The following is a 24,691-nucleotide window of genomic DNA, read 5'->3' on the forward strand; positions in this document are numbered from 1 at the left end:
GTTATGCTCCCTTCTCACTGTTTTTTGCCAGTATTTCTTCCACTGCTCTTTTCGTATACACCTCTGCCAAATGTCTTCTGTATACTTCACTTCCACGCATATTAGAAGAAAATGTATATCCGGCAATCACCTCTTTGGTAAATATCTCTGCATTTTCAATCTGCGCCTGTCTTACCTGAAGTTTCGCTTTTCCTGATCTTGCCCCGACAGATACATACCACTGATCGTCTTTATTTGCCACCGCACAGGCGATCACCGGGAAATCCGTCGCCGCCTCACGGTGTGACCGATATGCAATCTTTCTGCCATCTTTTTTTATAATAATGCGCACCAAGATATCATTATCGCGTGGCATCTCCACAAACTCAGATAACGCAATCACACCTGCATGATATAATTCCACATATGTATCTAATGCCAGAAGACAAGTCAATATATCCGAAAATCCAAATCTTCCAAAAATGCTTCCGCCGACCGTTGCGCCATTGCGGAACTGTGTACCGACAATATGTCTTGTACAAGCTTTCATCGCGCCTCCAAAATAGCGATTCAATGCTTCGTGTATTTCCAACTGGCGAAGTGTACACATACATCCGATGGAAAACGCATCTTCCTGTTCCTCAATCTTGTCCAGACCAAGTCCCGACAGATCAATTGCTGTCTGCATATTTCGGTTGCTCATCTTCAGCCAGAGCATTCCTCCGATAATCGCATTTGATTTTTTTTGATTCAATTCATATGCCTCTTCAAGGCTTGTTACTTTTATATAATTTTTTGCGTGAAACAACGATATTCCCCTTTCTCTTCGTCATTTTATGCTTCTTTACCCAATCTGATATTCTATCATATTTAGATGACCTTTTCAAACAGAACCTCTACATATCCTCCACAGATCATTCCGGTACTCGCCGCCGCTTTCGCTGTCAGATCATAAGCCTCTAAGGCAAACTCTTTCTCTTCTTCGAGCATGATACATGCCTTTTGTAACACGAGATGCTCAATTGCACCTCCACCAATCGTCCCTGTCATCGTGCCGTCTGCTGCAACAAGCATTCTCGCACCAACTCCGCGCGGAGCCGAGCCTTTCTTTCCCACGATCGTGGTCATCACCATCGGTTGCTTTTTGTTCAAAAGCCACTCTATCATCTCTTTCGGCAAATCTGTATAACCAAGCTTTGATTTTTCCTGTATCATCTCAGCCATGATACTAACTGTGATCTCCTCCGGGGTATTTGCTCCGATTGGCAGCCCGATCGGAGCATGTATCTGCTCCTGCTGTTCTTTTGTAACCCCATCTTTTTTCAGACGTTCAAGTGTCGTTCGCACTTTCCCTTTACTTCCAATCATTCCTACATAGCTGCTCTTTCGCTCCATCACTTTTTTGAGACATTCATAGTCATTTTGGTGACCTCTTGTCACGATGACATACCATGCGCTCTCTGGAAAAATCACCTTGTCAAATGCCTCTTCAAATCCCATACAATATACGTGATCCGCCTGCGGAAACCGTTCTTCATTGGCAAACTCTTCTCTGTCATCAATGATCCACACTTGATATCCAAGCATCTTCGCAAGATTGCAAAGTGAATACGAAATATGTCCGCCTCCACATATTACCAGTGTAAATCCTCCGCTAAGACTTTCTTCCAGACAGCGCTCCTTTGTAATCCTCGTCTTTTTTACCACGGTTTTTCCGTCCTTTAACATTCTTGCAATTTCACGATATTCCGATATTTTCTCCATTGGTATCTGCTCCTCCTTTCCTTGAATACAGGCAAATCCCCTGTTCTTTTTTGAATTTTTCCACCTGCTCTTGCGTCAAAAGATCTGCTTGTCCGATGACCATACGATATTTCTGCTTCACATGCTTTTTCTGTCCTGCCTTGCTTTTCAGGATTGTCATCACATCCTCTTCTGTCAGGATCTCACTAAGTTTTTTCCCAAGTAACTCCCCCACAAGTTCTCCTCTGTGACAGCCTGCTTTGATCGTCCGCCCAATCGCTGAGGCTCCTGCGATCCCAATTACCATATCCGTATCTTCTGGTATCACCGGTTCATGCTCTGCCGGAACTTTGAGCGGCTTTCGCTTAGCTCCATCCGCTTCGACTAGCAGCACATCGCATTGTGTTTTCAGTTTTCGGTACTCCTCCTCCGAAAGTCCCCTAATTTTCTCTGGTTCCTCCTCACACGGCACCCCGACTGTATGAAGCAATTCCCACTCATTTTTCGGTCTCAGCATATGCGTTGTTGTTGTGACAATTACTCTTTTTCCAACCGACTCCAATTCTTTTGCAAGTTCGTATATCAACGTCGTCTTTCCACCGCCTCCTACAAATGCGATCACTCTGTCTTGTGTCGGATGTATCTGAAGTAAGTGTTGTAATCTCAAATGTTTCTGCACTACATCTAAAATCCCTTTTGCAATTGCAATTGCTTTGTCCGACCGCTCATAACATGCAGCCTGCTTGTCCGGTCGCGGATCGATATCCGCAATCTTCATTCCTTTTTTCACAGCGAATCCATCTCGGATTAATCCGCGCAGTATTCCCGTCAGTGTCGCATACACCGGTTCTTCCCCAACAAAAGCAATCACGCTTCCTCTTTGCACGATTTCTCCAATGTGATGCTTCTGTCTCAGAACTCCTTCTGCCGGCGAATGGATCACCCGCTCTTTTGCATATCCGCCTACCATTCCCGGAATGCCTGTATTTTCCAGTGCACTTCCCTGATAAATCGCCTTTCCCGGCTCATAACCTCTCATCGTCTCAATCACTACATCTACATCTTCTCCTGCGGCAAAACCCGGTCCCGCTCCAATTACAAGCGGCGCCATATCCTGCCTTGTACCAAGATTTTTCTTCGCCAAAATTAAATCCGCCACTGCCAACGGACGTAATGCTTCAATACTTTTCCCCTCGGCATCTATCAAAACAGGAATCTCTCCCTTTTCCCAAACCGTTGCCACCTCTTCTACAGAAGTAATCTTACGCGCAGTGACTCCCTCTACCTCCTTCACTCCGTCATAGACCGCCTCACTGAAGGCAACTTCTCTTCGAATCGCCGTCGGTCTTGCACATTCAAGGGCAAGTACACGATATCCCGCCTTATGAAGTTCATAAATTGTTCCTGTCGCAAGATCTCCCGCTCCTCTCACAATAATCATCTATTTTCTCCTCACTTTTAACTGATATACCATCGGATAAATGCCTTTCCCAAAAAGATAGAAAGCAAAATTCCCACACACAAAAATGGTCCAAAGGCAATCTCCGACTCTTTCTTTCTATCTCTGCGCAATATCCCCGGCAGACAATATAATGCCGCTAACGCTGTCGCAAATCCAAATGCAGTGAGATTTCTCCCCACACCGAGCATAAGACCAGATATCGCCATGAGCTTGACATCACCTGCCCCAAATGCTCCCGGTCGAATCCATATCACGGTCAAAAACACTACGCTGACCAGAATCCCTCCCGCAATTCGATCCGGCCACGATATCTCCGGAAAGATAAATCCGGAAAGCACCGCACAGAAAAAAAGTATTCCCAAAAGTATATTGGGAATTTTCTTTTTTCTTGCATCCACTACTGCAATCGATATTAAGATAACACAAACAACTCCTATTAGAAAGATTTTTTCCATATCTGTCCTCTTTTTTCCATCTTTTATCCTAAAAAGATTGCGCTATTGCGCAATCTTCGCGCGCGAGCGGTTCACGCAGTGATAATTTCACCCCCGCGAGCTGCGCATCTTTGCACAAAGTGCATTTTTTTGAATTATAGGATTCCAAAGGAATTTCCTATAATTTAAAAAGAATCCTGCAGATGCAGGATTCTCCTTTTAAACTGTCTGAGCACTATAACCTGGAAGTTCTCCTTCTGCCACCAGTCCTTTTCCGATGCTCTCTGTTCGGATTGCCACATAAAATTCTGCAAATGTCGCATCCAAATACGGATTTACATAAAAGATACCAACCAGTCCGCAAGTCAATGCCGATAATAAGAACCAGCCAAAGAAAGACAGTTCCAACACAAACGCTTCCATCTTGTGCCCGTCCATCATCTGCTGACTCAGCTCCAGCGCACGTTTTCTGTCCATATGTGGATTCTCTGACAAAATATATGGAACAAGTCTGTAACTGTAGCTTTTAATGATTCCAGGTACGATCAAAAGCAGTGTCCACAATAAAATAAACAAATCCCGGAAAAACATTGTCTTAACCACATTTCCATATCTTCCATTCTGGAATCCATAAAACACCTTTGAAGCACTTGTCTGATGCTCTCTGTTCTCCATAAAATATCTGCATCCGCCTACCGATACCGCATTTCCGACAAAAATCGTATATAACGAAGCTAACAAAGCAATCACCAGCAAAATCGCGATTACTATCGAAGAAAAAATAACTCCCCCGAATATCGAATTGCTGCTGTTATAAGAATATGCGCTGTAACTGTCATACGCATATGGATTATTATGCTGTACCTCCAGCGTAGTCTGCACACCGCTTCCGGAACCGGCAAACATACTTCCACTCAAAACTCCTACCACCAGACTTGCAGCCACACACGTCCAGTAATTTCTCTTAAATGCCATCTTCGCATTCATCTTCAAATCATATCTTGTCCACATAACTGTCTTCCCTTCTGCTATCTTTTGTAATTTGCAAGATATTCCATCTCGATTGGATCTATCGGATCTATCGGATTCTCCAGCATACTCTTTCTCTTTCGTTTGCTTCTTTTAATCAGTCCACCTGTTTTGTTATAGATCCAAAACGAATACACCAGAATCTTATTTGCCTTTCCAAGCTTTTCCTTCGTCGTCTTATTATATAACATTCCGCCGACTTCCAAAGGCACCTTTTTTCGAATCAGGGAAATCAGCTCTGTCTCACAAGTCACCCTCTCCGGTAAATCTGTGTAAGCCATACTTACACAGTTCGGACGATGTGCGTCGCTTCCCCCGATTCCCACTTTTTGATACTTATAAGCCAGCTTTGCCGCCTTTTCATTGGACTCCATTGACTCACACGCATTGAATACTTCAATGAAATCAAATCGCTTTATGATTTCCGGATTTTTATAAAATCTCTTTGTGTTCGTAAAGCTCATATACTTTTCTCCGCACGGATGCGCCGGTCCAAGCACACCTCCATGCCGATGGACAAAGTCAATCAGCACAGAGACCGGAAGTCCTTTTAGTTCCAGAAGCCTCATCTTTACCCCTTCCGGCATAATGACAATAATATGCCCTGCATCACAGGTATCATATTCAATTCCTTTCAGGACGACAAAATCCTCATGGCTTTTTCCTTTCATCTTGTTTTTCCAATACCTGTATCCTTTGTACGTGTCGTGATCAGTAATCAGCATCCCTTCAAAGCCATTTGCTTTTAGAATCGTAATATATTCATCTAAACTTACCTTGCTATCCGGGGATCCTTCTTTTACATGACAATGCATATCTATCTTCATAAAATAAGCCCCCTTTTCTTTTTATATACCCATTATACATCTTCACTTCCGAAGTCGCAATGACATAAAATCGGAAGTTTTACAATAAATTTTGTATCTTCTTTATTGCTAACTGCCCAAATCTCCCCACCATGCAGCGTGACAATCTCTTTTGCGATCGCAAGACCAAGTCCGGCATTTCCGGTATCTGTAGATCTTGCACTGTCCGAACGATAAAATTTCTCAAAAATATGTTCCAACTGATGTTTTGGTATCTCTGCTCCCCTGTTCACAAAGGTGACCACAACATTCTCCACACCTTTCGCCGCCTGCACTGTAATCTCACTTCCCGCATCTCCGTAAGCGATTGCATTTTTTAAAATATTTCCAAACACACGCGCCAATTTGTCTGCCTCTCCGTATATCAAAATCTTCTCGTCAATCTCCATCTTCATGCTCTGTCCTTTTTGTTCCAACATCGGATAAAATTCATCTGCCATCTGATACAACATGAAAGTCAGATTCACCTGCTCCTTCTTTAAGGCAACTGTCTGCATATTTAATTTTGAAATATCAAACAACTCATTGATTAGTTTTTCCAATCGCTTTGCTTTATCATACGTGATCCGCAAATATTTTTCCTGCTGTGTCCTTTCCATCTGTTTCATGTCATTTAGAAGTTCCAGATAGCCGACTATGGAAGTCAGCGGTGTACGGATATCATGCGCAAGATAACCGACCAGATCATTCTTTCTCTGCTCTGTGCGGATTGCATCTTTGGTTCGCTGTTCCAGCGTGATCTTCAGCCGGTTCATTTTCTTCTCAATAAATTCCAGTTCCGGCTCCAATTGTATCTTGTCGTTTTCTTCCTCCAGAAGCTGATTGATGCCGGCTCCAATCTCATCAAAATATTTTATAATTTTCTTTAACGAAAAAGAATATGCGGTTAAAAAAAACAGGATTGTTCCGACTATGCAGACAATCTCTTTCTGCCTTTCCTCCTTAAGTACTCCATCAGATATAATAAACAGACTGACTGCCCATATTATGGTGAGAACTCCGGGAAAAAATGCTGTCTTCCACAATATTTTTTTCTTAAATACCCGAACATCATCCTTCAATTTTGTATCCCACTCCCCACACAGTCTTGATATATTTTGGATTCTCCGCCGAATCATTCATCTTATCCCGCAAATGTCTGATGTGAACCATAATTGTATTCGTACTGTTCACAAAATACTTTTCTCCCCACACTTCCTCAAACAATTTTTCAGAATCCACAACTTTACCACGATTCTTACATAATACCCACAAAATCGAAAATTCTGTCGGGGTCAAAGACAATGGTTCGTCATTGATCGTGCATTCATGGTTCTCTTTGTCTACAACCAGACCGCCGATGATGATCACATTTTCATTCATCTTTACATCCTGCTGATTATACTTCGTCACTCTGCGAAGCTGTGCTTTGACTCTTGCAACAAGCTCCAGCATCTGGAATGGCTTTGTGATATAATCATCTGCCCCTATCGTAAGTCCGGTAATCTTATCAATGTTCTCGTCTCTTGCAGTCAGCATAATCACCGGAAAGTGATGATTCTCACGAATCTTCTGACAGATATCAAATCCATCGATATCCGGAAGCATCACATCTAAAATTGCAAGGTCAATATCCTCTTTCTCTACACACTTTAACGCATCTTTTCCGTTATAACATTTCAGCACATTGTAATTTTCGCTTTTTAAATATACTTCTACTAAATCTGCAATCGCCTCTTCATCATCTACTACAAGAATGTTTATCGCCATATATTTTCCTCTTTTCTTAACGGTTTAAAAGTATTATAGCAAACTCTTGTGTACAAAATATATATTTTTTCTTAAATAAACCATCTTTCTTATCCAAATTAAAAAGAAGACCAGCGATTACCAGCTGATCTTCCTAAAATCCTACTCAAAAAGTCTTATTCTTTTCCATCAAAGCAATATGTACAAAGTTTACATGGTTCCAATCCGATAGACGCAATCAAATCATCCAGTCTGTGGTATCTCAATGTCGTAAAGTTCTGTTGCTTGCGCACTCCTTCCAGCATTGCTGCATAGCGGTCACTGTTTGGATCTGCGTACTCACCAAGTACCTTTTCTGCATTCTCTCCCTCACGTTCCAAAATAATTCTGCGGGTAATCAGATCCAGTTCTGATTTTGAACGTGAGAAATTCAAATATTTACATCCATAAAGCAACGGCGGACACGCCGGTCTTACATGAACTTCTTTCGCGCCACTGTTATATAAAAATTCCGTCGTCTCACGAAGCTGTGTTCCTCGCACGATTGAATCGTCGATCAAAAGCAGTCTCTTGTCTTCAATTAAAGACGGTACCGGGATCAGTTTCATTCTCGCTACTTTTTCTCTCTGTGCCTGATTTGTAGGCATAAATGATCTGGACCAGGTAGGTGTATATTTGATAAATGGTCTCGCATAACGATAGCCCGATTCGTTCGCATATCCAATCGCATGTGCAATACCGGAATCCGGAACACCTGCTACCACATCCGGCTCGATGGTTCCTTTGTCACGTTTTGCCAGCATACTGCCGCATTTATAACGCATCTCTTCCACATTCACTCCCTCGTAAGAAGAAGTCGGGTATCCATAGTACACCCAGAGGAACGAACAGATCTTCATATCTTTTTTTGCCTCTGAAACGACTTCCACACTCTCTGGTGTAATGTAGACAATCTCCGCCGGTCCAAGTTCTTTATAATCAGAGTATCCCATACTCATGTATGCAAAACTTTCAAATGAAACACAATATGCATCTTCTTTTTTGCCAACCATCAGCGGAGTACGTCCATAACGGTCTCTCGCTGCATAGATTCCCTCGTTTGTCATGATCAGCATTGTCATGGAGCCATCAATGATCTCCTGCACATATCGGATTCCTTCCACGATCGTCTCTTTTTTGCAGATCAACGATGCTACCAGTTCAGTTGCATTGATCTGCCCGCCGCTCATCTCCTGAAAATGTGTATGCCCATTCTCATAGACAATATTCAAAAGTGCATCCAGATTGTTGATCTTTCCAACTGTTGTGATTGCAAAACTTCCCAGATGCGACTGAATCAAAAGCGGCTGTGGTTCAAAATCAGAAATACAGCCGATTCCGATATTTCCTTTCATCTCCTCGACATCCCGCTCAAACTTTGTACGAAACGGAGAGTTCTCAATATTATGAATCGCACGGTGAAAACCGCCTTTTCCAAATGTTGCCATTCCACCGCGTCTTGTCCCCAGATGTGAATGATAATCTACGCCATAAAATAAATCTAATATGCAGTCTGTCTTTGCAGCAACGCCAAAAAATCCACCCATGTATTTTCTCCTCTTTTCAATTATCTTATTAGCTCATTAACAGAATAAGTTTAGCACGAATCGCCCGCAAGTGCAAAGAAAGATAGTTAATTATTTTTAAAGAGGGTTTATAAGTCTCATTAATAATACTATTGTAACATGCAGAAAAATCACATATAATAAGAACATAGAAACAATGTATTTTTCTTTTCGAAAGCCGGGGAATCTCTATGAAACTAACACAGGATAACTGCTACAAACTAGCATTGGAAATTACAGGCTGTAACGGAATGGAATGGCCGTTTTTTTCTTCTAAGATTTTAGAATTCAACAATCTGGAACTGCTGCACGCTCTTGTGACATGCGCGACTCCATCTCAGCATCTGGCTTTATGGCATCATGAAAAGCGGAGCCAGGAATTTATTTTTAAAGTATCGATGATTGAATCCATTCTTTCTGTCTGCGACGGCTATCTAATCAAATCTCCTGAGACAGAATATTTAGATGCGAGCGAAAAAAGTGTTACCTCCTACTATCTGGGACTTATTTTTACAAAGCTTTTCAGCATGAAAGAATTTCAGACAGACTATTTTTTGAACACAACACTTTTTGAACAGGTCTACGGGAAAGAATCTTTTATCTGCAACGGGCGCAAAAAACCCTCCTTTGTCGGTCTGACACAAGCCGATGAAAAATGGAGTATCTGGGAGCCGACAGGAAAACGTGATCATGCTCCGAAGGCATTAAGCGATGCATTCAATCAAGTGCTCGGTATCAAAAGTGTAAATGGGCAGGCACTCGCATTTGCAATGGCATCTATGACCTATTTTGACACCAAACACAATGAGCTTCAGGGAATTCTCCGCAATGCACCGGAAGGTAAAAAAGCCGATGTCCACTTTGACAAAGAACAGTTTTTGACTCTCTACTACCGACATATCTGTGAATTGTTTGATGAATCTCTTCGTCGGAGGCCTTTTGACAGTGTCATTGATTATATTGACGGTTATCTGGAGATTGAGTTGGAACTTTTCGGACTCAACATAGATGAAGACGAAACAGATGAATATGCCAGAAAGCGCCGTGTGAAATTAGGTGTTCCGAAAAAAATTCTTGAATATTTTCAATATCACACACCAGCCGCCAAACAAGAAATCTTGTTATCCGACATTGTAGATGCCATTCCAGACAATGAGCCAGAACTTCAGGATTCCCATTTTTTCATGGGACGGGACAAAATATATTTTCGAATTGTATAGAAAATACATCATTTATTCGTAAAATTCAAAATTATTGGCAACAATTTTATTGACAGTATGCTATAATAGAAAAGAATAATGTATTATGTTGCCGTACAGTTTGTTAGGAGGGTATGATTATGGCTACAAAAAGACAAGTTAAAAAACAAGAAAGTAAATTAAATGCAATGAAAGCAAAAGCTGCTCCTGTAGTGGAAAAGGTTGCTGAGAAAGCTGCTCCTGTAGTGGAGAAAGTCGTAGAAAAGACTGCCCCTGCCGTAGAGAAAGCTGCAGAAAAAGTTGTGGAAGAGACAAAAGAAGCTGCAAAAAAGGTAAGAAAAGCAGCTCCAAAAAAAGAGATGAAGACGACTTTGATCGTAGAGCACCAAGGAAAGCAAGTGGAAGACAAAGACATGATTGCAGCAGTGAAAAAGGCATGGACGAAATCAGGTAGAAAAATTGGCGACATCAAGACTATGACATTATATGTAAAACCTGAAGAAGCCGCTGTATATTATGTAATCAACACAACCGAGACCGGAAGTGTAGCATTTTAATCATTACTGGAATAACAATACTTGATATATATGATTGTAAGGATAGGATAGAAGTTTTTACTTCTGTCCTTTTTTCTTCCTCCGGAATAGAGACAGCCTCTTTTTTATATACTAAACTAAATCCTATTTTTGAGGTTCTTATGAGGCCATTCTCACACAAAAAAATAATCGGTACTTCTCTTTTATTTATCGCTGCATTCCTCGTCGGTCACTTTTTTGCCCGGACAGTGGAACATTTTCAGACAAAGTCGGTCACCACATCTGCCACCGGCAATTGGGGGCTGAGTTTTCAGGAGGACGGAAAACCTCCCGTTGCAAATGCGACCTACGAAGACTTAAAGCAATATGATGCTTACTACGCCGAAAATACCGACCAAAAGGTAATCTATCTTACATTCGATGCCGGCTTTGAAAATGGTAACACGCCAGCCATCTTAGATGCACTGAAAAAACACAATGTTCCGGCTACATTTTTTGTCGTCGGGAATTTCCTCTCCGACAACCCCGATCTGATCAAGCGTATGGTCGAGGAAGGTCATATCGTAGGAAATCATACTTATACGCACCCGGACATGTCCAAAATTTCCACGATGGAAAGCTTTTCAAAGGAAATTCAGGATGTCGAAAAACTCTATCAGGAAATCACCGGAAAAGAAATGATAAAATTTTATCGCCCTCCGCAAGGAAAATACAGTGAAGAAAACTTAAAAATGGCAAAAGAACTCGGCTATAAGACGTTTTTCTGGAGTCTTGCCTATGTTGACTGGTATCAGGATAAACAACCGACAAAAGAAGAGGCATTTGACAAACTACTTGGAAGAATACATCCCGGCGCTGTCGTTCTGCTGCATAACACTTCTTCCACAAACGGACAAATCTTAGATGAGTTGCTGACAAAATGGGAAGAAATGGGATATACCTTCAAATCTCTGGACCAGATGCCATAAAGCCAAAAAGATGGGTGAACATTACTTTCGTTCCCCATCCTTTCTCCATTTTACCACACTCGCTTCTAAATAGCACTTTTCTTATCCAAGTGCAACATCCAATATCATCATTACAAGGAAACCGACAACAAATCCGAGTGTGCCCATCTTCCCGTTTTCTCCCATATGAGCCTGTGGAATCAGTTCTTCCACAACGACATAGATCATTGTTCCAGCAGCAAACGCAAGTAATATTGCAATCGATGCATTCGCAAATCTCGCAAATACTGCTGCAAGCACACCAAAAAGAGGTTCTACAACCGCTGTCATACTCGCAATGACAAATGCTCTTTTTTTACTTACCCCTTCTTTCACAAGCGGCAATGCAACTGCCGTCCCTTCTGGGAAATTCTGAATTCCAATTCCGATCGCCAGTGCAACCGCACCTGACAACAACGCCGTATCTTGCATATTTTGTCCCGCCAGTGCAAATGCAAGCCCGACTGACATTCCTTCCGGAATATTGTGAGTTGTAATTGCTATGATCAGCATTGCCGTACTTTTTCCCAATGTAAGCTGTGTACTTTTTTCTCTCTCATACCATGCTTTCATCAGCCCGTCTGCCACAAGCAATGTGATGACTCCCAACAAAAAACCACCGGTCATGACAAGCCATCCAACCTGCCCGTTTGCCTCTGCAAAATCAATCCCCGGAAGCAGCAGCGACCACACGGACGCAGCTATCATAACTCCCCCGGCAAATCCTAAAAATCCACACTGCAGATTTCCGCTGACTTCCCGTCTGACAAAGAAAATCCCCGCAGCTCCTAAAGCTGTTATGAGAAAGGTTCCAAGTGTTCCAAATAGTGCCATTAAAATTCCATTCATATACGATCACCTCTGCTGATACTATATGAAAAAAACAGCTTTCCGTGAAAGAAAGCTGTCTCCTTAATTATTCTGTGTATGGCTCTTCTTCATTCTGTTTGACAGTTACTCCGACATCCTGAAAATCTACTTTTGCCCATACGTCTTTATTCACTTTTATCTTAGTGTCTTTTTTCCAGCCATCATAAACCTCATTGAACTTTTCACTTTTCCGAGAATTTACGATTGTCTCCTTTTTCGCATCTGTCGCATCTCTGTCGAGCAGACTTGTCACTTTTGCGACGTAGAGTCCATTCTCTGTCTCTATGACATCTGTAAATCCGCCCACTCCCAAAGAATCTGCTGCCGCAATCAACTCCGCGGCCGGCGATGTACTCTCTGAATCAAAGGTAGCTGTCTGCGCTTCCTTGCCTTGTTCTGTCGCATAAGCCGCAAAATCTTCCGCCGCTTTTGCACCTTCCAGGAAAGCTGCTGCCGTCTCTTTCAGGGCTGCCTTTTCTTCATCTGTCAAAGTCTTAGAATTCCCTTCTTCGTCTGTTGTCGTATATGGAAAACTTACATACTGCATACTCTTTTGCGCAGCCTCTTCATCCGAAACTTCTGTGCTTACATCCTTTGTCACCGCATCCGTCATCTTCTTCTGAATCGTAAGCAGAGTCAGCACTCTTTCCACATACTCCGTCTCTCCGGATACCAATTCTTTGGCTTCCAGCTCATTGCCCTCATCGAATTTCTTTGCCGCTTCCTGAATCGCACTCTTTTCTTCATCTGTCAACACAACCTCGTATTCTGCCATGTGGTCTTCCAGAATATACATCTGTTGAAGCGCATCCATCACACTGTCTTTTACATTGTCCTCATAAGTCTTTCCCTCACTTACTTCCTGCGTCCACATGTTGTCTCCAAGCATAGAGCCTAAGTTTGTCTCAATCATTCCCTGCTGGTATCTCGCATAAAAATTTGCAACTCCTGCCGGTATCTTATCCCCTCCAACAGTTGCCACTGTATCTGCGTTTTCAAAGCTTGCACATCCTGTCATTGAGACTACTGCAAGAGATGCCGCTGTCGCAAATACGACTACTTTCTTTTTCAGATTCCTCATAACTGCCTCCTTTGTATTTCTAATTCTTAATTATAGCGGTTTTTCTTTATTCTATCAATGTTTTTATATCATTTAACACTTTTTTCACAAGTTCCAGCACATCATCGTCTTTCTCTTTTTTATTTCTTGCTTTCTTTTCATAGACAAAATAAGGATTCGTATCAACCGTAAATTTAAGCGCCCCTTTGTATTGATCAAGCAGCATCGGAATCCGCTCTGCATGCACCTTCGCACGTTCATACATTGTAAACCGGAACTGTTCCCCTTTTTGCTCCACAGCAACTAAATATGCACTGTGTGCAAGTGATTTCAACAGCGCAATCTGCAAAAGCTGCTGAACTTTTCTCGGAATATCTCCATATCGGTCAATCAATTCTTCCAGCATGTCATCCATCTCCGCCTCATTTTCAATACTTGCAATCCGCTTATAAATATCGAGTTTCTGGTACTCATTTGGAATATACGACGCCGGAATAAACGCATCTACATTCAAATCTACTGTTGTTGTATATGGCTCCTCCTCAATCTCACCCTTCAGCTGCTTAACTGCCTCATTGAGCATCTTACAATACAGGTCATACCCGACAGCCTCCATATGTCCGTGCTGTTCTGCCCCCAGAAGATTCCCTGCTCCGCGGATTTCCAAATCCCGCATGGCGATTTTAAAACCAGAACCAAGATCTGTGAACTCACGGATTGCTGACAGGCGTTTCTCTGCCACTTCACGCAGGAGTTTATCTCTTTTGTATAGCAAAAACGCATATGCCATTCGATTGGAACGTCCCACACGTCCTCTTAGCTGATACATTTGCGAAAGTCCGAGCTGGTCTGCATCGTGGATAATCATTGTATTTGCATTGGAAATATCAAGTCCCGTCTCTATGATCGTCGTCGACACAAGCACGTCGATTTCCCCATTGATAAAATCAAGCATAATGTTCTCAAGCTCCCGTTCTTTCATCTGCCCATGCGCAAATGCCACATTTGCCTCCGGCACAAGCTTTTGCACCTTGTCCGTAATCTCATCGATATCTTTCACTTTGTTATACACATAATACACTTGTCCCTGACGGGATAATTCTCTTTGTATCGCCTCGCGCACCATCTCATCATTGTATTCCATGACATATGTCTGAATCGGCATACGGTCAACCGGAGCCTCCTCAAGCACGCTCATATCACGTATTCCGATAAGACTCATATGCAAGGTTCTCGGAATCGGTGTCGCTGTCAGCGTCAGCACATCAATATTCTCTTTTAATTTTTTAATCTGCTCCTTATGCTGCACTCCAAAACGCTGTTCTTCATCGATGATCAAAAGTCCCAAATCTTTAAACTCCAAATCTTTGCTCAGCACACGGTGCGTACCTACCACGATATCCACCAGACCGCGTTTTGTGTCCTCAATTGTCTTTTTCTGCTGCGCCGGAGTACGGAAACGGCACATCAGGTCGACTCGCACCGGAAACTCCTTCATGCGCTGCACAAACGTATTATAATGCTGCTGGGCAAGTATCGTCGTCGGAACGAGATACACCACCTGCTTATTCTCCTGCACCGCCTTAAATGCCGCGCGGATCGCAATCTCTGTCTTGCCGTATCCAACATCTCCACAGATCAGGCGATCCATGATCTTGGTGCTCTCCATATCTTTTTTCGTCGCCTCGATTGCAAGCAGCTGATCCTCCGTCTCCTCAAACGGAAACATCTCCTCAAATTCTCTCTGCCATACTGTATCCTCTCCATAGACAAATCCATGTTTTTCCTGTCTTGCCGCATACAGTTCGACAAGGTCCTTTGCAATCTCTTTTACTGCCCCGCGAACTCTTGTCTTCGTCTTCGTCCACTCTTGTCCACCAAGCCGATTAAGCTTTGGTTTCTTTGCATCTGCGCTTGCATACTTTTGGATCAGATCCAGCTGAGTTGCCGGAATATACAGATTCCCGCCCGCCGCATAAGCAATTTTCATATAGTCTTTGGAAACTTTATCCACCTCAATCTTTTCGATTCCCTGATAAATCCCCAATCCATGATTTTCATGTACTACATAATCTCCGACCTTCAGTTCTGAAAAGCTCTGTATTTTCTGTCCCTCATATACTTTACGCTTTCTCTTTTTCTTTTTTTGCCCAAAGATATCCGTTTCAGAAATGACGATGAATTTGATCATCGGATATTCATATCCTTCCGTCACATGGCCGTAAGTCACCATGATTTCTCCTGGATTAACCTCTCGTTCTACATCCTCACTGTAGAAACTGCTTAGATTATAATCTCTTAAATCTTCTGCCAGACGTTTTGCTCTTGTTCGGGAACCGGAAAGCAAGATCGCACGGTACCCTTTTCTCTTTAACTGCTTCAGATCCCGTGTCAGCATCTCAAAACTGTTATTATACGGGTTTACCCCTTTTGCCTGCAAATGATACAGTCCACGCGTCTTAAATTCTTTGCACTTCATCTCCAATGCCGACATCCCGATACTATAGTATTGATTCATCTTGTCGGCAATCTCTTTTGTGGAGAACAGTTTCATCTCCTCGTCCGAGACCGCATACCCACATTCCATACGGTTTGCCTGTGCCTGCACAAATTCTTCCTCCACAGACTCTCCCTTTTCAATCAGGCGCACCGGCTCATCCAAAAACAGCATACTTGTTTTCTTATCAAAATAATCTAAAAATGAAACACGTTTTGCCTGTTCTTCCGGAAAATCTGTTGCCGGATATATACGAATCGATTCCAGATTCTCAATAGAGCGCTGGCTTTCCACATCAAATGTACGGATAGAATCAATTTCATCTCCCCACATCTCAATACGCACAGGTACTTCTTCCGTCAACGGATAAATATCTAAAATACCTCCCCGCACCGCAAACTGTCCGGGACCTTCGATCTGTTCTTCCCTCTCATATCCAAGAAGCACCATATCTTTTTTTAATTTCTCAAAGTCAAGTTCCTGTCCCGCCTCCAAAGAGATGACCCTCTTTTCCATCTCTTCCAGCGGAAGCAAAGAATCCATAAAGCCGTCAAAGCTTGTGATCACAGTGACTTGTTCCTGTTCAAGCAATGCCTGGTACACTTCCATTCTCTGTTTAATCAAAAACTTGCCACGAAGATCTGCCTGATAAAACAATAAGTCTTTTGCCGGATAGATCCATACATCAGAATCCAGAAAACGGTACTCTTCATAAATTTGTTTTGCCTTGAGCTCACTGGAAACAGCGATGATTTTTCGTTTAAAACCATCGCCCAGCGCATACATCAAATGTGTTTTCTGGGAAGTGACACAACCTGATATCTGTATCATTCCCTGCTTTTCCGTTCTTTTTTTCTGAATCTCTTCATACTCCGCCAATTCTTTCAGCGGTCCTGCAAAAAACTGCATGTTCTCCTCCTTCTATGCTTTTACTTTTTTGTTGAACACATTCATCGCAGCCTCAATCTCACCTTGCACAATCTGCTCTACTGCATCAGATGCATGTTCATATCCTTCTTCCATCAATTCTCTTTCCTGTTTAGAAAAATGACCGAGCACATAGTCTGCCAGATCGTAATTCTTCGGTTTTTCTCCTACTCCTACTTTAATTCTCGGAAATACCGTTGTGCCAAGATGGGCGATAATACTCTTGATTCCGTTGTGACCGCCCGCACTTCCTTTTTTGCGGATGCGAAGTTGTCCTACATCCAGACTGATGTCATCATAAATGACAAGCAGATCAGACTCCGGATCAATCTTGTAGTAATTTACAATTCCCCCAACGCTCTCTCCGCTCAAATTCATATAAGTCTGCGGTTTTACAAGAAGTACTTTCTGCCCCGCAATGACTCCTTTCCCGCAGAATGCCCGACACTTCCTTGCATCCACTGATATATTATATTTCTCCGCCAACACATCTATGACATCAAACCCGGCATTGTGTCTCGTTCCTTCATACTGAGCCGTCGGATTTCCTAATCCTACTATAACAAACATCATTTCACCTCTTCTTTTTACTGCTTTTCTTATTTTACAAGAACTATCCTCGTTTGTCACGCAAAAGCCATGAATAATTTTCCAAACTTCTTCATACATTATAAAAAGTAAACAATTATCGTTCGATAGATTAGGAGGCCTCTATGAGTTCCAAGACCAAAATCGTTGTCTTACACATGAAAGAAGTGATTTATACTGTAGTGTTTGTCGTGCTGGGAATTTTGCTGATCCTGCTGCTAACCTTTATGTTCCTCCCAAATGATGAAAAACATACATCCAAAAAACAAGAATATATGCCCGGTGTCTACACTTCCACCGTCACTTTAAATAACACTTCTCTGGAAGTGGAAGTTGCAGTGGACAGCTCACACATCAACTCCATCCGGTTCAGCAATCTGGATGAAACAGTTGCAACAATGTACCCGCTGATTCAGCCTGCAATCGAAAATATTGCAGAGCAAGTCTATGATTCCCAGTCGCTGGAAAATATATCCTTCCCGGAAGATAATCCTTACACCTCTCAGGTCATCATAAACGCAATTGATGATGCATTAAAAAAAGCCACGGTCAAATAAAACCGTGGCTTTTTGCTTCTCTTAGCCTTCTACAACAAGATAGCGTCCGTCAGAAACCGGAAATACTTCCGAAGCCTCCTCAAGCTCATCATCTGTCATCTCTGCGATATCCGCTCCGTTCTCTTCAAAGTAATCTCTTACTTCGTCCAACGAATCCACGACAACTGCCATGCAGTCCTCCAAAAATGCCTCTGCTTCCTCAAGAGTCTCCGCAACCGGTTCGTCAAATAACTGTAACTGTTTCTCCAAAAAAACTTTTAAACATTCTTCATCATATTCATACATTTTAAAATTCCTCCTATATACCCTTTCCTATCATATGAATTAATTCTTCTGGTCTGTCAATGATATGCTCCGCACCATTTTCCTTAAGTATTTCTCTTGAGCGAAATCCCCAGGATACGCTCACTGTCTTCATACCCGCTGCATGCCCCGTCTTAATATCCACTTCAGAATCTCCGACGTACACACATTCTTCTTTTTTACATCCAAGCTTCTCTGCAATCATCAGCGCTGCGCTCGGATCCGGCTTTCTCGGTACACTGTCTATCTGTCCCTGAACATATGAAAAAACATCTTCCCCGAAAAATTCCTTCACCACATCAACAGCCTGCAAATGCGGCTTGTTCGACAGCACCGCCAGCTTGATTCCACTCTTCTTCAACTGTTCAAGCATCTCTGCGATTCCATCGTATGGTGTTACATGATATGTACAATTTTCTCCAAATATACGTCCATATATCTCCATTGCCGGCTCCATCTGAGATTTTTCTAAATCTCCTCCTGCCACCAAGGCACGTTCGATCAGACATCTCGCACCATTTCCGACAAAGCTTCTGCACTGCTCTTGTGTAATTTTCTTAAGCTTTAATTCTTTCAACGTTTCATTAACTGAATATGTTAAGGATTCTAATGTATCTGTCAATGTCCCGTCCAAATCAAATATGCATGCTTTATACATTGTGTGCCTCCTTAATTTTTTATAGCATCAGTATAGTATGAACACTCTGAAATTTCAATATCTTTTTTTACAACCTCCAAAAAGTAGTGAAGGCAGTATACTTCTCTCCTCGCACACTGCCCATGTTTTTCTCCCCTCTCATGCCATCAGATACTGGCGCATCACCTTCAATGCGTGTTTTTCAAGTCTGCTCACCTGTGCCTGGGAAATATCAATATCCTCCGCAACTTCCATCTGGGTGCGCCCCTCAAAAAAACGTAATCGGATAATATATTTTTCTCTCTCTCCCAGATGTTCCATCGCTGCCTGAAGCGCCAGTTCCTCAATCCAGTTCTCTTCTTTATTTTTTTTGTCACTGATCTGATCCATCACATAAAGTGCATCTCCACCGTCATTATAGACCGGCTCATTTAAGCTCATCGGCGCCTGAATCGCATCCATCGCAAACACAATATCTTCTTTTGCTATGCCAATCTCTTCTGAGATTTCCTGAAGTGTCGGCTCCCTTAGATTCCGTTTCATATATCCCTCTTTTGCATAGATTGCTTTGTATGCCGTATCCCGCAGCGAACGACTTACACGAATCGAATTATTGTCTCTCATATATCTTCTGATCTCCCCGATAATCATCGGAACTGCATAGGTAGAAAATTTGACATCCAGCTCTGTGTTAAAATTATTGATTGCCTTGATCAGCCCGATGCATCCTATCTGAAACAGATCATCCGGATTTTCATTGCTATTCGTAAAACGCTTGATTACGCTTAATACCAGTCTTAGATTTCCTTTTATATATTGCTCTTTCGCTCCCTCATCTCCTGCCTTAATCTTTGCAAATAGTGCATTTTTCTCTTCTTCCTTAAGCAGCGGCAGCTTCGACGTGTCCACACCACATATTTCCACTTTATTCAGTGCCATCTTCGTATCCTCCCACGATTTCTTTCTAGTAGGATTCTCTGCATTGTGCGGTGTAAATATACTATTTTGAACGAAATAAAAAAAATAATAGTCCTTGACACTTGTTCAAGAACTATTATTTCAAACGGTTCATTACCGGTTCCATTTATCTGCCAGATTTTTAATCTGAGCTTCTAATTTCGCAAGGTCTTTATTTGCGAGACCTTCATTTTTCATAATAACTTCAAGCAGATATTTTCCCGCGTTTACCGTGCGGTTAAATGCACTTTCTGCTCTCAATTTCTCTGGTTTCTCCACTTTCTTCTTCACAATCGGATTTCCTTTTGACAGAATCTGATTCGTCGCAAGATCTACACATCCGCCTGAATACGGTGCGAATGCCGGTATGTCAAATCTCTCAGTCACTGTCTCTGCAAAGGAATCGGTCACCTGATCCTCGCCATGCACGACAAATACATGCCTGATATCCGATTCAAATCCACCAAGCCAGTCAAGCAGTCCATTCATATCCGCATGGCCGCTGATTCCTTTCAACGATTCAATTCTGGCAGCCACCTCAATAGTCTCGCCAAACAGCTTGACAACAGGCGCTCCCTCGATCAGTTTTCGTCCGAGTGTACCGACCGCCTGATAACCTACAAAAAGAATCGTACATTCTTTTCTCCAGAGATTATGTTTCAGATGGTGCCGGATTCTGCCCGCCTCGCACATTCCGGAAGCGGATATAATGACTTTTGGTCTGCTGTCAAAATTGATCAATTTGGAATCGTCACTCGTCACAGAAAGCCTCAGACCCGGAAATACAAGCGGGTTAATTCCCTGATCCACCAATTCCATTGCCTCTTTATCAAAACAATCTCTCTCATTCTTTGTAAACACACTGGTTGCCTCAATCGCAAGCGGACTGTCCACATACACATCAAAGTTCGGGAAATCACTCAGCAGATTCTTCTCTTTGATCTCACGGATAAAATACAGTAGTTCCTGCGTCCTTCCCACTGCAAAAGAAGGAATCACCACATTGCCTCCTTTTTGGAAGGTATCTCGCAAAATCCTTGTAAATTCTCCCAAATAATCCGGTCTCTCATCTCCATGCAGACGATCTCCGTAAGTCGATTCAATCACAACATAATCTGCCTCTTTTATCTGTTTCGGGTCTTTGATAATCGGCTGATTGATATTTCCGACGTCTCCTGAAAATACAATTTTCCGTGATAGCCCCTCTTCTGTAATCCAAATCTCAATACAGGCAGAGCCAAGCAAATGTCCAATATCCGTAAAACGCACTTCCACGCCCTTGCACAGCTCTATCCGCTGCTCATAATCGCACGGTGCCAAAAGTTCCACTGCATCCTGTGCATCCTGCATCGTATACAGCGGCTCATACAGCGGCTCACCGGAACGTCTTGCCTTTCGATTTCTCCACTCCGCTTCAAACTCCTGAATATGGGCACTGTCTCGAAGCATAATATCGCAGAGATCCGCGGTTGCAAAAGTGGTGACAATCTGTCCTTTAAATCCATTTTTCACCATAAGCGGAATCAAACCTGAATGGTCAATATGTGCATGTGTCAGAAGTATAAAATCAATATCTCCCGGTGCAATCGGAAGTTCCTGATTCTCATACAAATCCGGTCCCTGCTCCATACCACAGTCAATCAAAATGTGCTTACCATTCGTCTCCAGCAAATGACAGCTTCCAGTCACTTCGTGGGCTGCTCCGATAAACGTTAATTTCATACAATCAACCCCTTTTCTTTTTATCCTACCACTTTTTCCTTCTTTTCGATAGTCTTTTTACCAATTTTTAAGATTCATAACGCACCATTTCCCGCTTTAATCTCTGCATGATTTTCTTCTCCAATCTTGAAATATAAGACTGTGAAATGCCAAGGAGGTCAGCGACCTCTTTTTGCGTTTTTTCCTCCCCGTCAAGTGTTCCAAGCCCAAAACGCATCCGCACGATCATCCTCTCTCTGTTGGAAAGCCTGCCGATTGCTTTAACAAGTAATTTTCGCTCTGCCTCATTTTCCAGATCACGATATATCGTATCCTCTTCTGTCCCCAGAATATCGGACAACAAAAGCTCATTTCCATCCCAGTCAACATTTAGCGGCTCATCAATTGACACTTCCAGCTTTGTCTTATTATTTCTTCTCAGATACATCAAAATCTCATTCTCAATACATCTGGAGGCATATGTCGCAAGCTTTATATTCTTTGTCGGATTGAATGTATTGATTGCCTTGATCAGACCAATCGTCCCAATCGATATCAGATCTTCTACTCCAACCCCTGTATTGTCAAATTTTTTTGCAATGTAGACGACAAGTCTCAGATTGTGTTCAATCAAAACTTTCTTGGCATACTCATCGTCTTTTGAGCCGAGCTCGTTGATTGCTTCTGCTTCTTCCTCCACCGCCAGTGGAGCCGGAAGCACTTCAGAGCCCCCTATGTAATGTATATCCTTCTTTTCCGGAAACAAAAATGTTCGAAATCCCGGTATAAATTTAAATTTAAACTGATGTGACATCACTGTGTTGATAACCATTTTTACTCCTCCTAAAATATGTCAGGATTTAAAATCATCTGATATGTATCTTCTGCCGTAATTTCTTCCTCACTGATTCCAATCAACGGATTTTTAATCCAGTGAATTTCATCATTTTCCACACACATTTTGTCAATCCGCACAACCGGAAGAACCCCTTCCCGCTTTCCGATTGAATGATACGGAACATATCTGATCTTCCCCATTTTTTCTTCTCCCAAAAATTTCATCGCCGTCTTTCTGTCCAATATGCTGACAGGCTCATTTGTGACAGGGTCTCTCAGTCCGTTGCCAGTGTCAATCATGCCTTTTATACAACATTTCTTTTGTCCCAGATACAACTGCGCTCTACATTGATATTGATTCACTCTTTGAACGGAAACGATAAAACTCCATATCCATGTAACAACGTAATATGCAGCGACTGCGACAAGCAGAAACATACTTCCAATCTTTATGTACTGTCTGAAATGCTCCATCACACCTCCCAGCAGGAATCCACCCGTATAAAGCATCAAAAGCGCTTTTACAAAATTTCTCATATCTTTGATCTTAAGCCCTGCTTTGATCATTGCTGTGTTTACAACTACATGGAACAGTATGAATTTCAAAAACGGATGTAAGACCGGTAATATGATGACCAGACACGTCAGAAAAGATCCTGTCATTGCTCCTATACAGATATTACCGTGCGTGGCAGTACACTTTAACATCTTTCGAACTAAAAGCAAAAGTATATAGTCCATCATAAAATTTACCAGGAACAGCACGTCTATATACAATTCATAGTACACGTCCCACCTTCTTTCTCTTTCGACGCAAAATCGATTTGGTACTCAAGCAAAACTCATTATACGGAATGTCCTCCGAAAAATTTGTCAAATACGCTTGGGAAACTGCCCCTTTCGTTCGACAAAAAAAGAGACATGCTCTTGCATATCTCTTTTTATTCATCAATCTCTTATTTTTTCAAAAATGATGGAATCTTAATAGACTGTTCCTTTACATGGCTCGTTGGTGTTCTTGGAACCTGTAATGTAGGCATCGTTCCACCTGCAGTCTTTGGCTGTGCTGCATTCACGGCATCTGCTCCAAGATCAAACTTGTTCGCTGACTGCTGAGCTACAGGAGCTTCCTGTCTTTCTACATTCTGGATAGTCGGCATAACAGTCTTCTCTAATCTTGATTTTAATTTAGAAGCTGTTCCGCCTGTATTATGTAAACCTGTCGCAATAACTGTGATTGTCGCCTCATCTGTCTTTGTATCATCATACATTGCACCGAAAATAATATTAGCTTCTTCGCCTGCAAGATCCTGTACATATTCAGCTGCATCACTTGCATCCATCAATGTGATATCACCTGAAATGTTGATGATAACATGAGATGCACCTGCAATTGTTGTCTCTAAAAGTGGACTGGAAACAGCTTCCTTCACTGCCTCAAGAGCCTTGTCATCTCCCTTTCCATATCCGATACCAATGTGTGCAATACCTTTGTCAAGCATTACTGTCTGCACATCGGCAAAGTCCAAATTGATCAAAGAAGGTACATTGATCAAGTCTGTGATTCCCTGAATACCCTGCTGCAATACCTCGTCTGCCTTCTTCAGCGCGTCCGGCATAGTCGTTCTTCTGTCTACCACTTCAAGCAGCTTGTCGTTCGGGATTACAATCAGTGTATCTACATTCTCTTTGAGCTTTTCAATTCCTGCAAGAGCATTGTTCATACGTGTCTTTGATTCAAAACGGAAAGGTTTTGTAACGACACCAACTGTAAGCGCTCCCTGCTCTTTCGCAATACGTGCAACAACCGGTGTAGCACCTGTACCGGTTCCGCCACCCATACCACATGTCACGAATACCATATCAGCACCTTTCAATGCTGCTGCAATCTCTTCTTCACTTTCTTCTGCTGCTTTTTCACCAATCTCAGGTTTTGCTCCTGCACCGAGACCTTTTGTAAGCTTATCCCCAATCTGCATCAATGTTGGAGCTTTTGCCAACTGTAACGCCTGTTTATCTGTATTAATTGCAATAAATTCAACTCCGGCAATCTGCTCATCGATCATGCGGTTCACCGCATTGTTACCGCCGCCACCGACACCTACTACAATTATTTTTGCTGCTGCTTCTGATTCATTTGTTTTGATTTCTAACAAGAGTTTCTCCTCCTTTGTTTCCCTATTTATCTTAT

24 protein-coding genes are annotated in these 24,691 nt (G+C 42.3%); 4 read left to right on the forward strand and 20 right to left on the reverse strand.

The features are described 5' to 3' along the window. Position 1: 1 nt before the first annotated feature. The 9 genes from BQ5364_RS12880 to BQ5364_RS12920 form a co-directional block, all read right to left on the reverse strand. Positions 2-787, reverse strand: a complete 786-nt coding sequence (locus BQ5364_RS12880; protein ID WP_004611083.1) for an FAD binding domain-containing protein — start codon at positions 785-787, stop codon at positions 2-4. Positions 788-849: 62 nt separating this feature from the next. Continuing rightward, positions 850-1,743: an XdhC family protein gene (locus BQ5364_RS12885; protein ID WP_071144420.1), complete on the reverse strand. Its 894-nt coding sequence runs from the start codon at positions 1,741-1,743 to the stop codon at positions 850-852. Next, on the reverse strand, positions 1,718-3,163 hold the full coding sequence (gene yqeB / locus BQ5364_RS18510) for a selenium-dependent molybdenum cofactor biosynthesis protein YqeB (protein WP_004611085.1): 1,446 nt from the start codon (positions 3,161-3,163) through the stop codon (positions 1,718-1,720). The genes BQ5364_RS12885 and yqeB overlap by 26 nt, the downstream gene beginning before the upstream one ends. 17 nt (positions 3,164-3,180) lie before the next feature. Beyond that, a complete protein-coding gene (locus tag BQ5364_RS12895) occupies positions 3,181-3,639 on the reverse strand; it encodes a prepilin peptidase (protein ID WP_022251201.1) in 459 nt (152 codons plus the stop codon). A gap of 198 nt (positions 3,640-3,837) precedes the next feature. Beyond that, positions 3,838-4,629 (reverse strand): DUF975 family protein, encoded by a 792-nt coding sequence (locus BQ5364_RS12900; RefSeq protein WP_022251202.1) that lies wholly within the window; start codon positions 4,627-4,629, stop codon positions 3,838-3,840. A gap of 17 nt (positions 4,630-4,646) precedes the next feature. Further along, positions 4,647-5,474: a PHP domain-containing protein gene (locus BQ5364_RS12905; protein WP_004611088.1), complete on the reverse strand. Its 828-nt coding sequence runs from the start codon at positions 5,472-5,474 to the stop codon at positions 4,647-4,649. Positions 5,475-5,506: 32 nt separating this feature from the next. Next, entirely contained in the window at positions 5,507-6,574 is a 1,068-nt protein-coding gene (locus BQ5364_RS12910) for a sensor histidine kinase (protein WP_022251203.1), read from the reverse strand. Beyond that, on the reverse strand, positions 6,564-7,262 hold the full coding sequence (gene vanR, locus BQ5364_RS12915) for a VanR-ABDEGLN family response regulator transcription factor (protein ID WP_004611091.1): 699 nt from the start codon (positions 7,260-7,262) through the stop codon (positions 6,564-6,566). The genes BQ5364_RS12910 and vanR overlap by 11 nt, the downstream gene beginning before the upstream one ends. A gap of 155 nt (positions 7,263-7,417) precedes the next feature. Next, the gene (locus tag BQ5364_RS12920; protein WP_071144421.1) at positions 7,418-8,827 is read right to left on the reverse strand and encodes an amidophosphoribosyltransferase; all 1,410 of its coding nucleotides are present in this window, start codon (positions 8,825-8,827) and stop codon (positions 7,418-7,420) included. Positions 8,828-9,036: 209 nt separating this feature from the next. Between BQ5364_RS12920 and BQ5364_RS12925 the strand changes: the two genes are divergently transcribed. The 3 genes from BQ5364_RS12925 (at position 9,037) to pdaA (ending at position 11,548) form a co-directional block, all read left to right on the forward strand. After that, positions 9,037-10,065, forward strand: a complete 1,029-nt coding sequence (locus BQ5364_RS12925; protein ID WP_022251204.1) for a hypothetical protein — start codon at positions 9,037-9,039, stop codon at positions 10,063-10,065. Positions 10,066-10,184: 119 nt separating this feature from the next. Beyond that, positions 10,185-10,601, forward strand: coding sequence for a DUF6465 family protein (locus BQ5364_RS12930; RefSeq protein ID WP_071144422.1), 417 nt, complete (start codon positions 10,185-10,187; stop codon positions 10,599-10,601). Positions 10,602-10,741: 140 nt separating this feature from the next. Further along, on the forward strand, positions 10,742-11,548 hold the full coding sequence (gene pdaA / locus BQ5364_RS12935) for a delta-lactam-biosynthetic de-N-acetylase (RefSeq protein WP_004611096.1): 807 nt from the start codon (positions 10,742-10,744) through the stop codon (positions 11,546-11,548). Between the two features lie 81 nt (positions 11,549-11,629). Here the strand turns inward: pdaA and BQ5364_RS12940 are convergent, their stop codons facing one another. The 4 genes from BQ5364_RS12940 to pth form a co-directional block, all read right to left on the reverse strand. Further along, a complete protein-coding gene (locus BQ5364_RS12940) occupies positions 11,630-12,415 on the reverse strand; it encodes a ZIP family metal transporter (protein WP_004611097.1) in 786 nt (261 codons plus the stop codon). Positions 12,416-12,482: 67 nt separating this feature from the next. After that, positions 12,483-13,517 (reverse strand): peptidyl-prolyl cis-trans isomerase, encoded by a 1,035-nt coding sequence (locus BQ5364_RS12945; RefSeq protein WP_071144423.1) that lies wholly within the window; start codon positions 13,515-13,517, stop codon positions 12,483-12,485. A 46-nt stretch (positions 13,518-13,563) separates the two neighbouring features. Then, positions 13,564-16,902: a transcription-repair coupling factor gene (gene mfd / locus BQ5364_RS12950; RefSeq protein WP_004611099.1), complete on the reverse strand. Its 3,339-nt coding sequence runs from the start codon at positions 16,900-16,902 to the stop codon at positions 13,564-13,566. Between the two features lie 12 nt (positions 16,903-16,914). After that, entirely contained in the window at positions 16,915-17,490 is a 576-nt protein-coding gene (gene pth / locus BQ5364_RS12955; RefSeq protein ID WP_022251209.1) for an aminoacyl-tRNA hydrolase, read from the reverse strand. 143 nt (positions 17,491-17,633) lie between these two features. On the opposite strand from pth, the gene BQ5364_RS12960 reads away from it, so the two are divergent. Next, positions 17,634-18,065 carry an FMN-binding protein gene (locus tag BQ5364_RS12960; protein WP_004611101.1) on the forward strand — a complete coding sequence of 144 codons (432 nt, stop codon included), beginning with the start codon at positions 17,634-17,636 and terminating at the stop codon, positions 18,063-18,065. A 21-nt stretch (positions 18,066-18,086) separates the two neighbouring features. Here BQ5364_RS12960 and BQ5364_RS12965 read toward each other — a convergent pair whose 3' ends face one another. The 7 genes from BQ5364_RS12965 to ftsZ form a co-directional block, all read right to left on the reverse strand. Continuing rightward, complete coding sequence (locus BQ5364_RS12965; RefSeq protein WP_004611102.1) at positions 18,087-18,350, reverse strand: hypothetical protein; 264 nt, start codon at positions 18,348-18,350, stop codon at positions 18,087-18,089. 13 nt (positions 18,351-18,363) lie between these two features. Then, entirely contained in the window at positions 18,364-19,026 is a 663-nt protein-coding gene (locus tag BQ5364_RS12970; RefSeq protein ID WP_004611103.1) for an HAD family hydrolase, read from the reverse strand. A 138-nt stretch (positions 19,027-19,164) separates the two neighbouring features. Continuing rightward, entirely contained in the window at positions 19,165-19,944 is a 780-nt protein-coding gene (gene sigG / locus BQ5364_RS12975; protein ID WP_004611104.1) for an RNA polymerase sporulation sigma factor SigG, read from the reverse strand. 132 nt (positions 19,945-20,076) lie between these two features. Beyond that, the gene (locus BQ5364_RS12980; RefSeq protein WP_004611105.1) at positions 20,077-21,684 is read right to left on the reverse strand and encodes an MBL fold metallo-hydrolase RNA specificity domain-containing protein; all 1,608 of its coding nucleotides are present in this window, start codon (positions 21,682-21,684) and stop codon (positions 20,077-20,079) included. Positions 21,685-21,751: 67 nt separating this feature from the next. After that, positions 21,752-22,495, reverse strand: coding sequence for an RNA polymerase sporulation sigma factor SigE (gene sigE / locus BQ5364_RS12985; RefSeq protein ID WP_004611106.1), 744 nt, complete (start codon positions 22,493-22,495; stop codon positions 21,752-21,754). 11 nt (positions 22,496-22,506) lie between these two features. Further along, positions 22,507-23,244 carry a sigma-E processing peptidase SpoIIGA gene (locus BQ5364_RS12990; protein ID WP_004611107.1) on the reverse strand — a complete coding sequence of 246 codons (738 nt, stop codon included), beginning with the start codon at positions 23,242-23,244 and terminating at the stop codon, positions 22,507-22,509. A 212-nt stretch (positions 23,245-23,456) separates the two neighbouring features. Continuing rightward, positions 23,457-24,656, reverse strand: a complete 1,200-nt coding sequence (gene ftsZ, locus BQ5364_RS12995) for a cell division protein FtsZ (protein WP_022251213.1) — start codon at positions 24,654-24,656, stop codon at positions 23,457-23,459. Positions 24,657-24,691: the final 35 nt, after the last annotated feature.

Origin of the sequence: Coprococcus phoceensis, from assembly GCF_900104635.1 — a bacterium.
GTDB lineage: Bacteria > Bacillota > Clostridia > Lachnospirales > Lachnospiraceae > Faecalimonas > Faecalimonas phoceensis.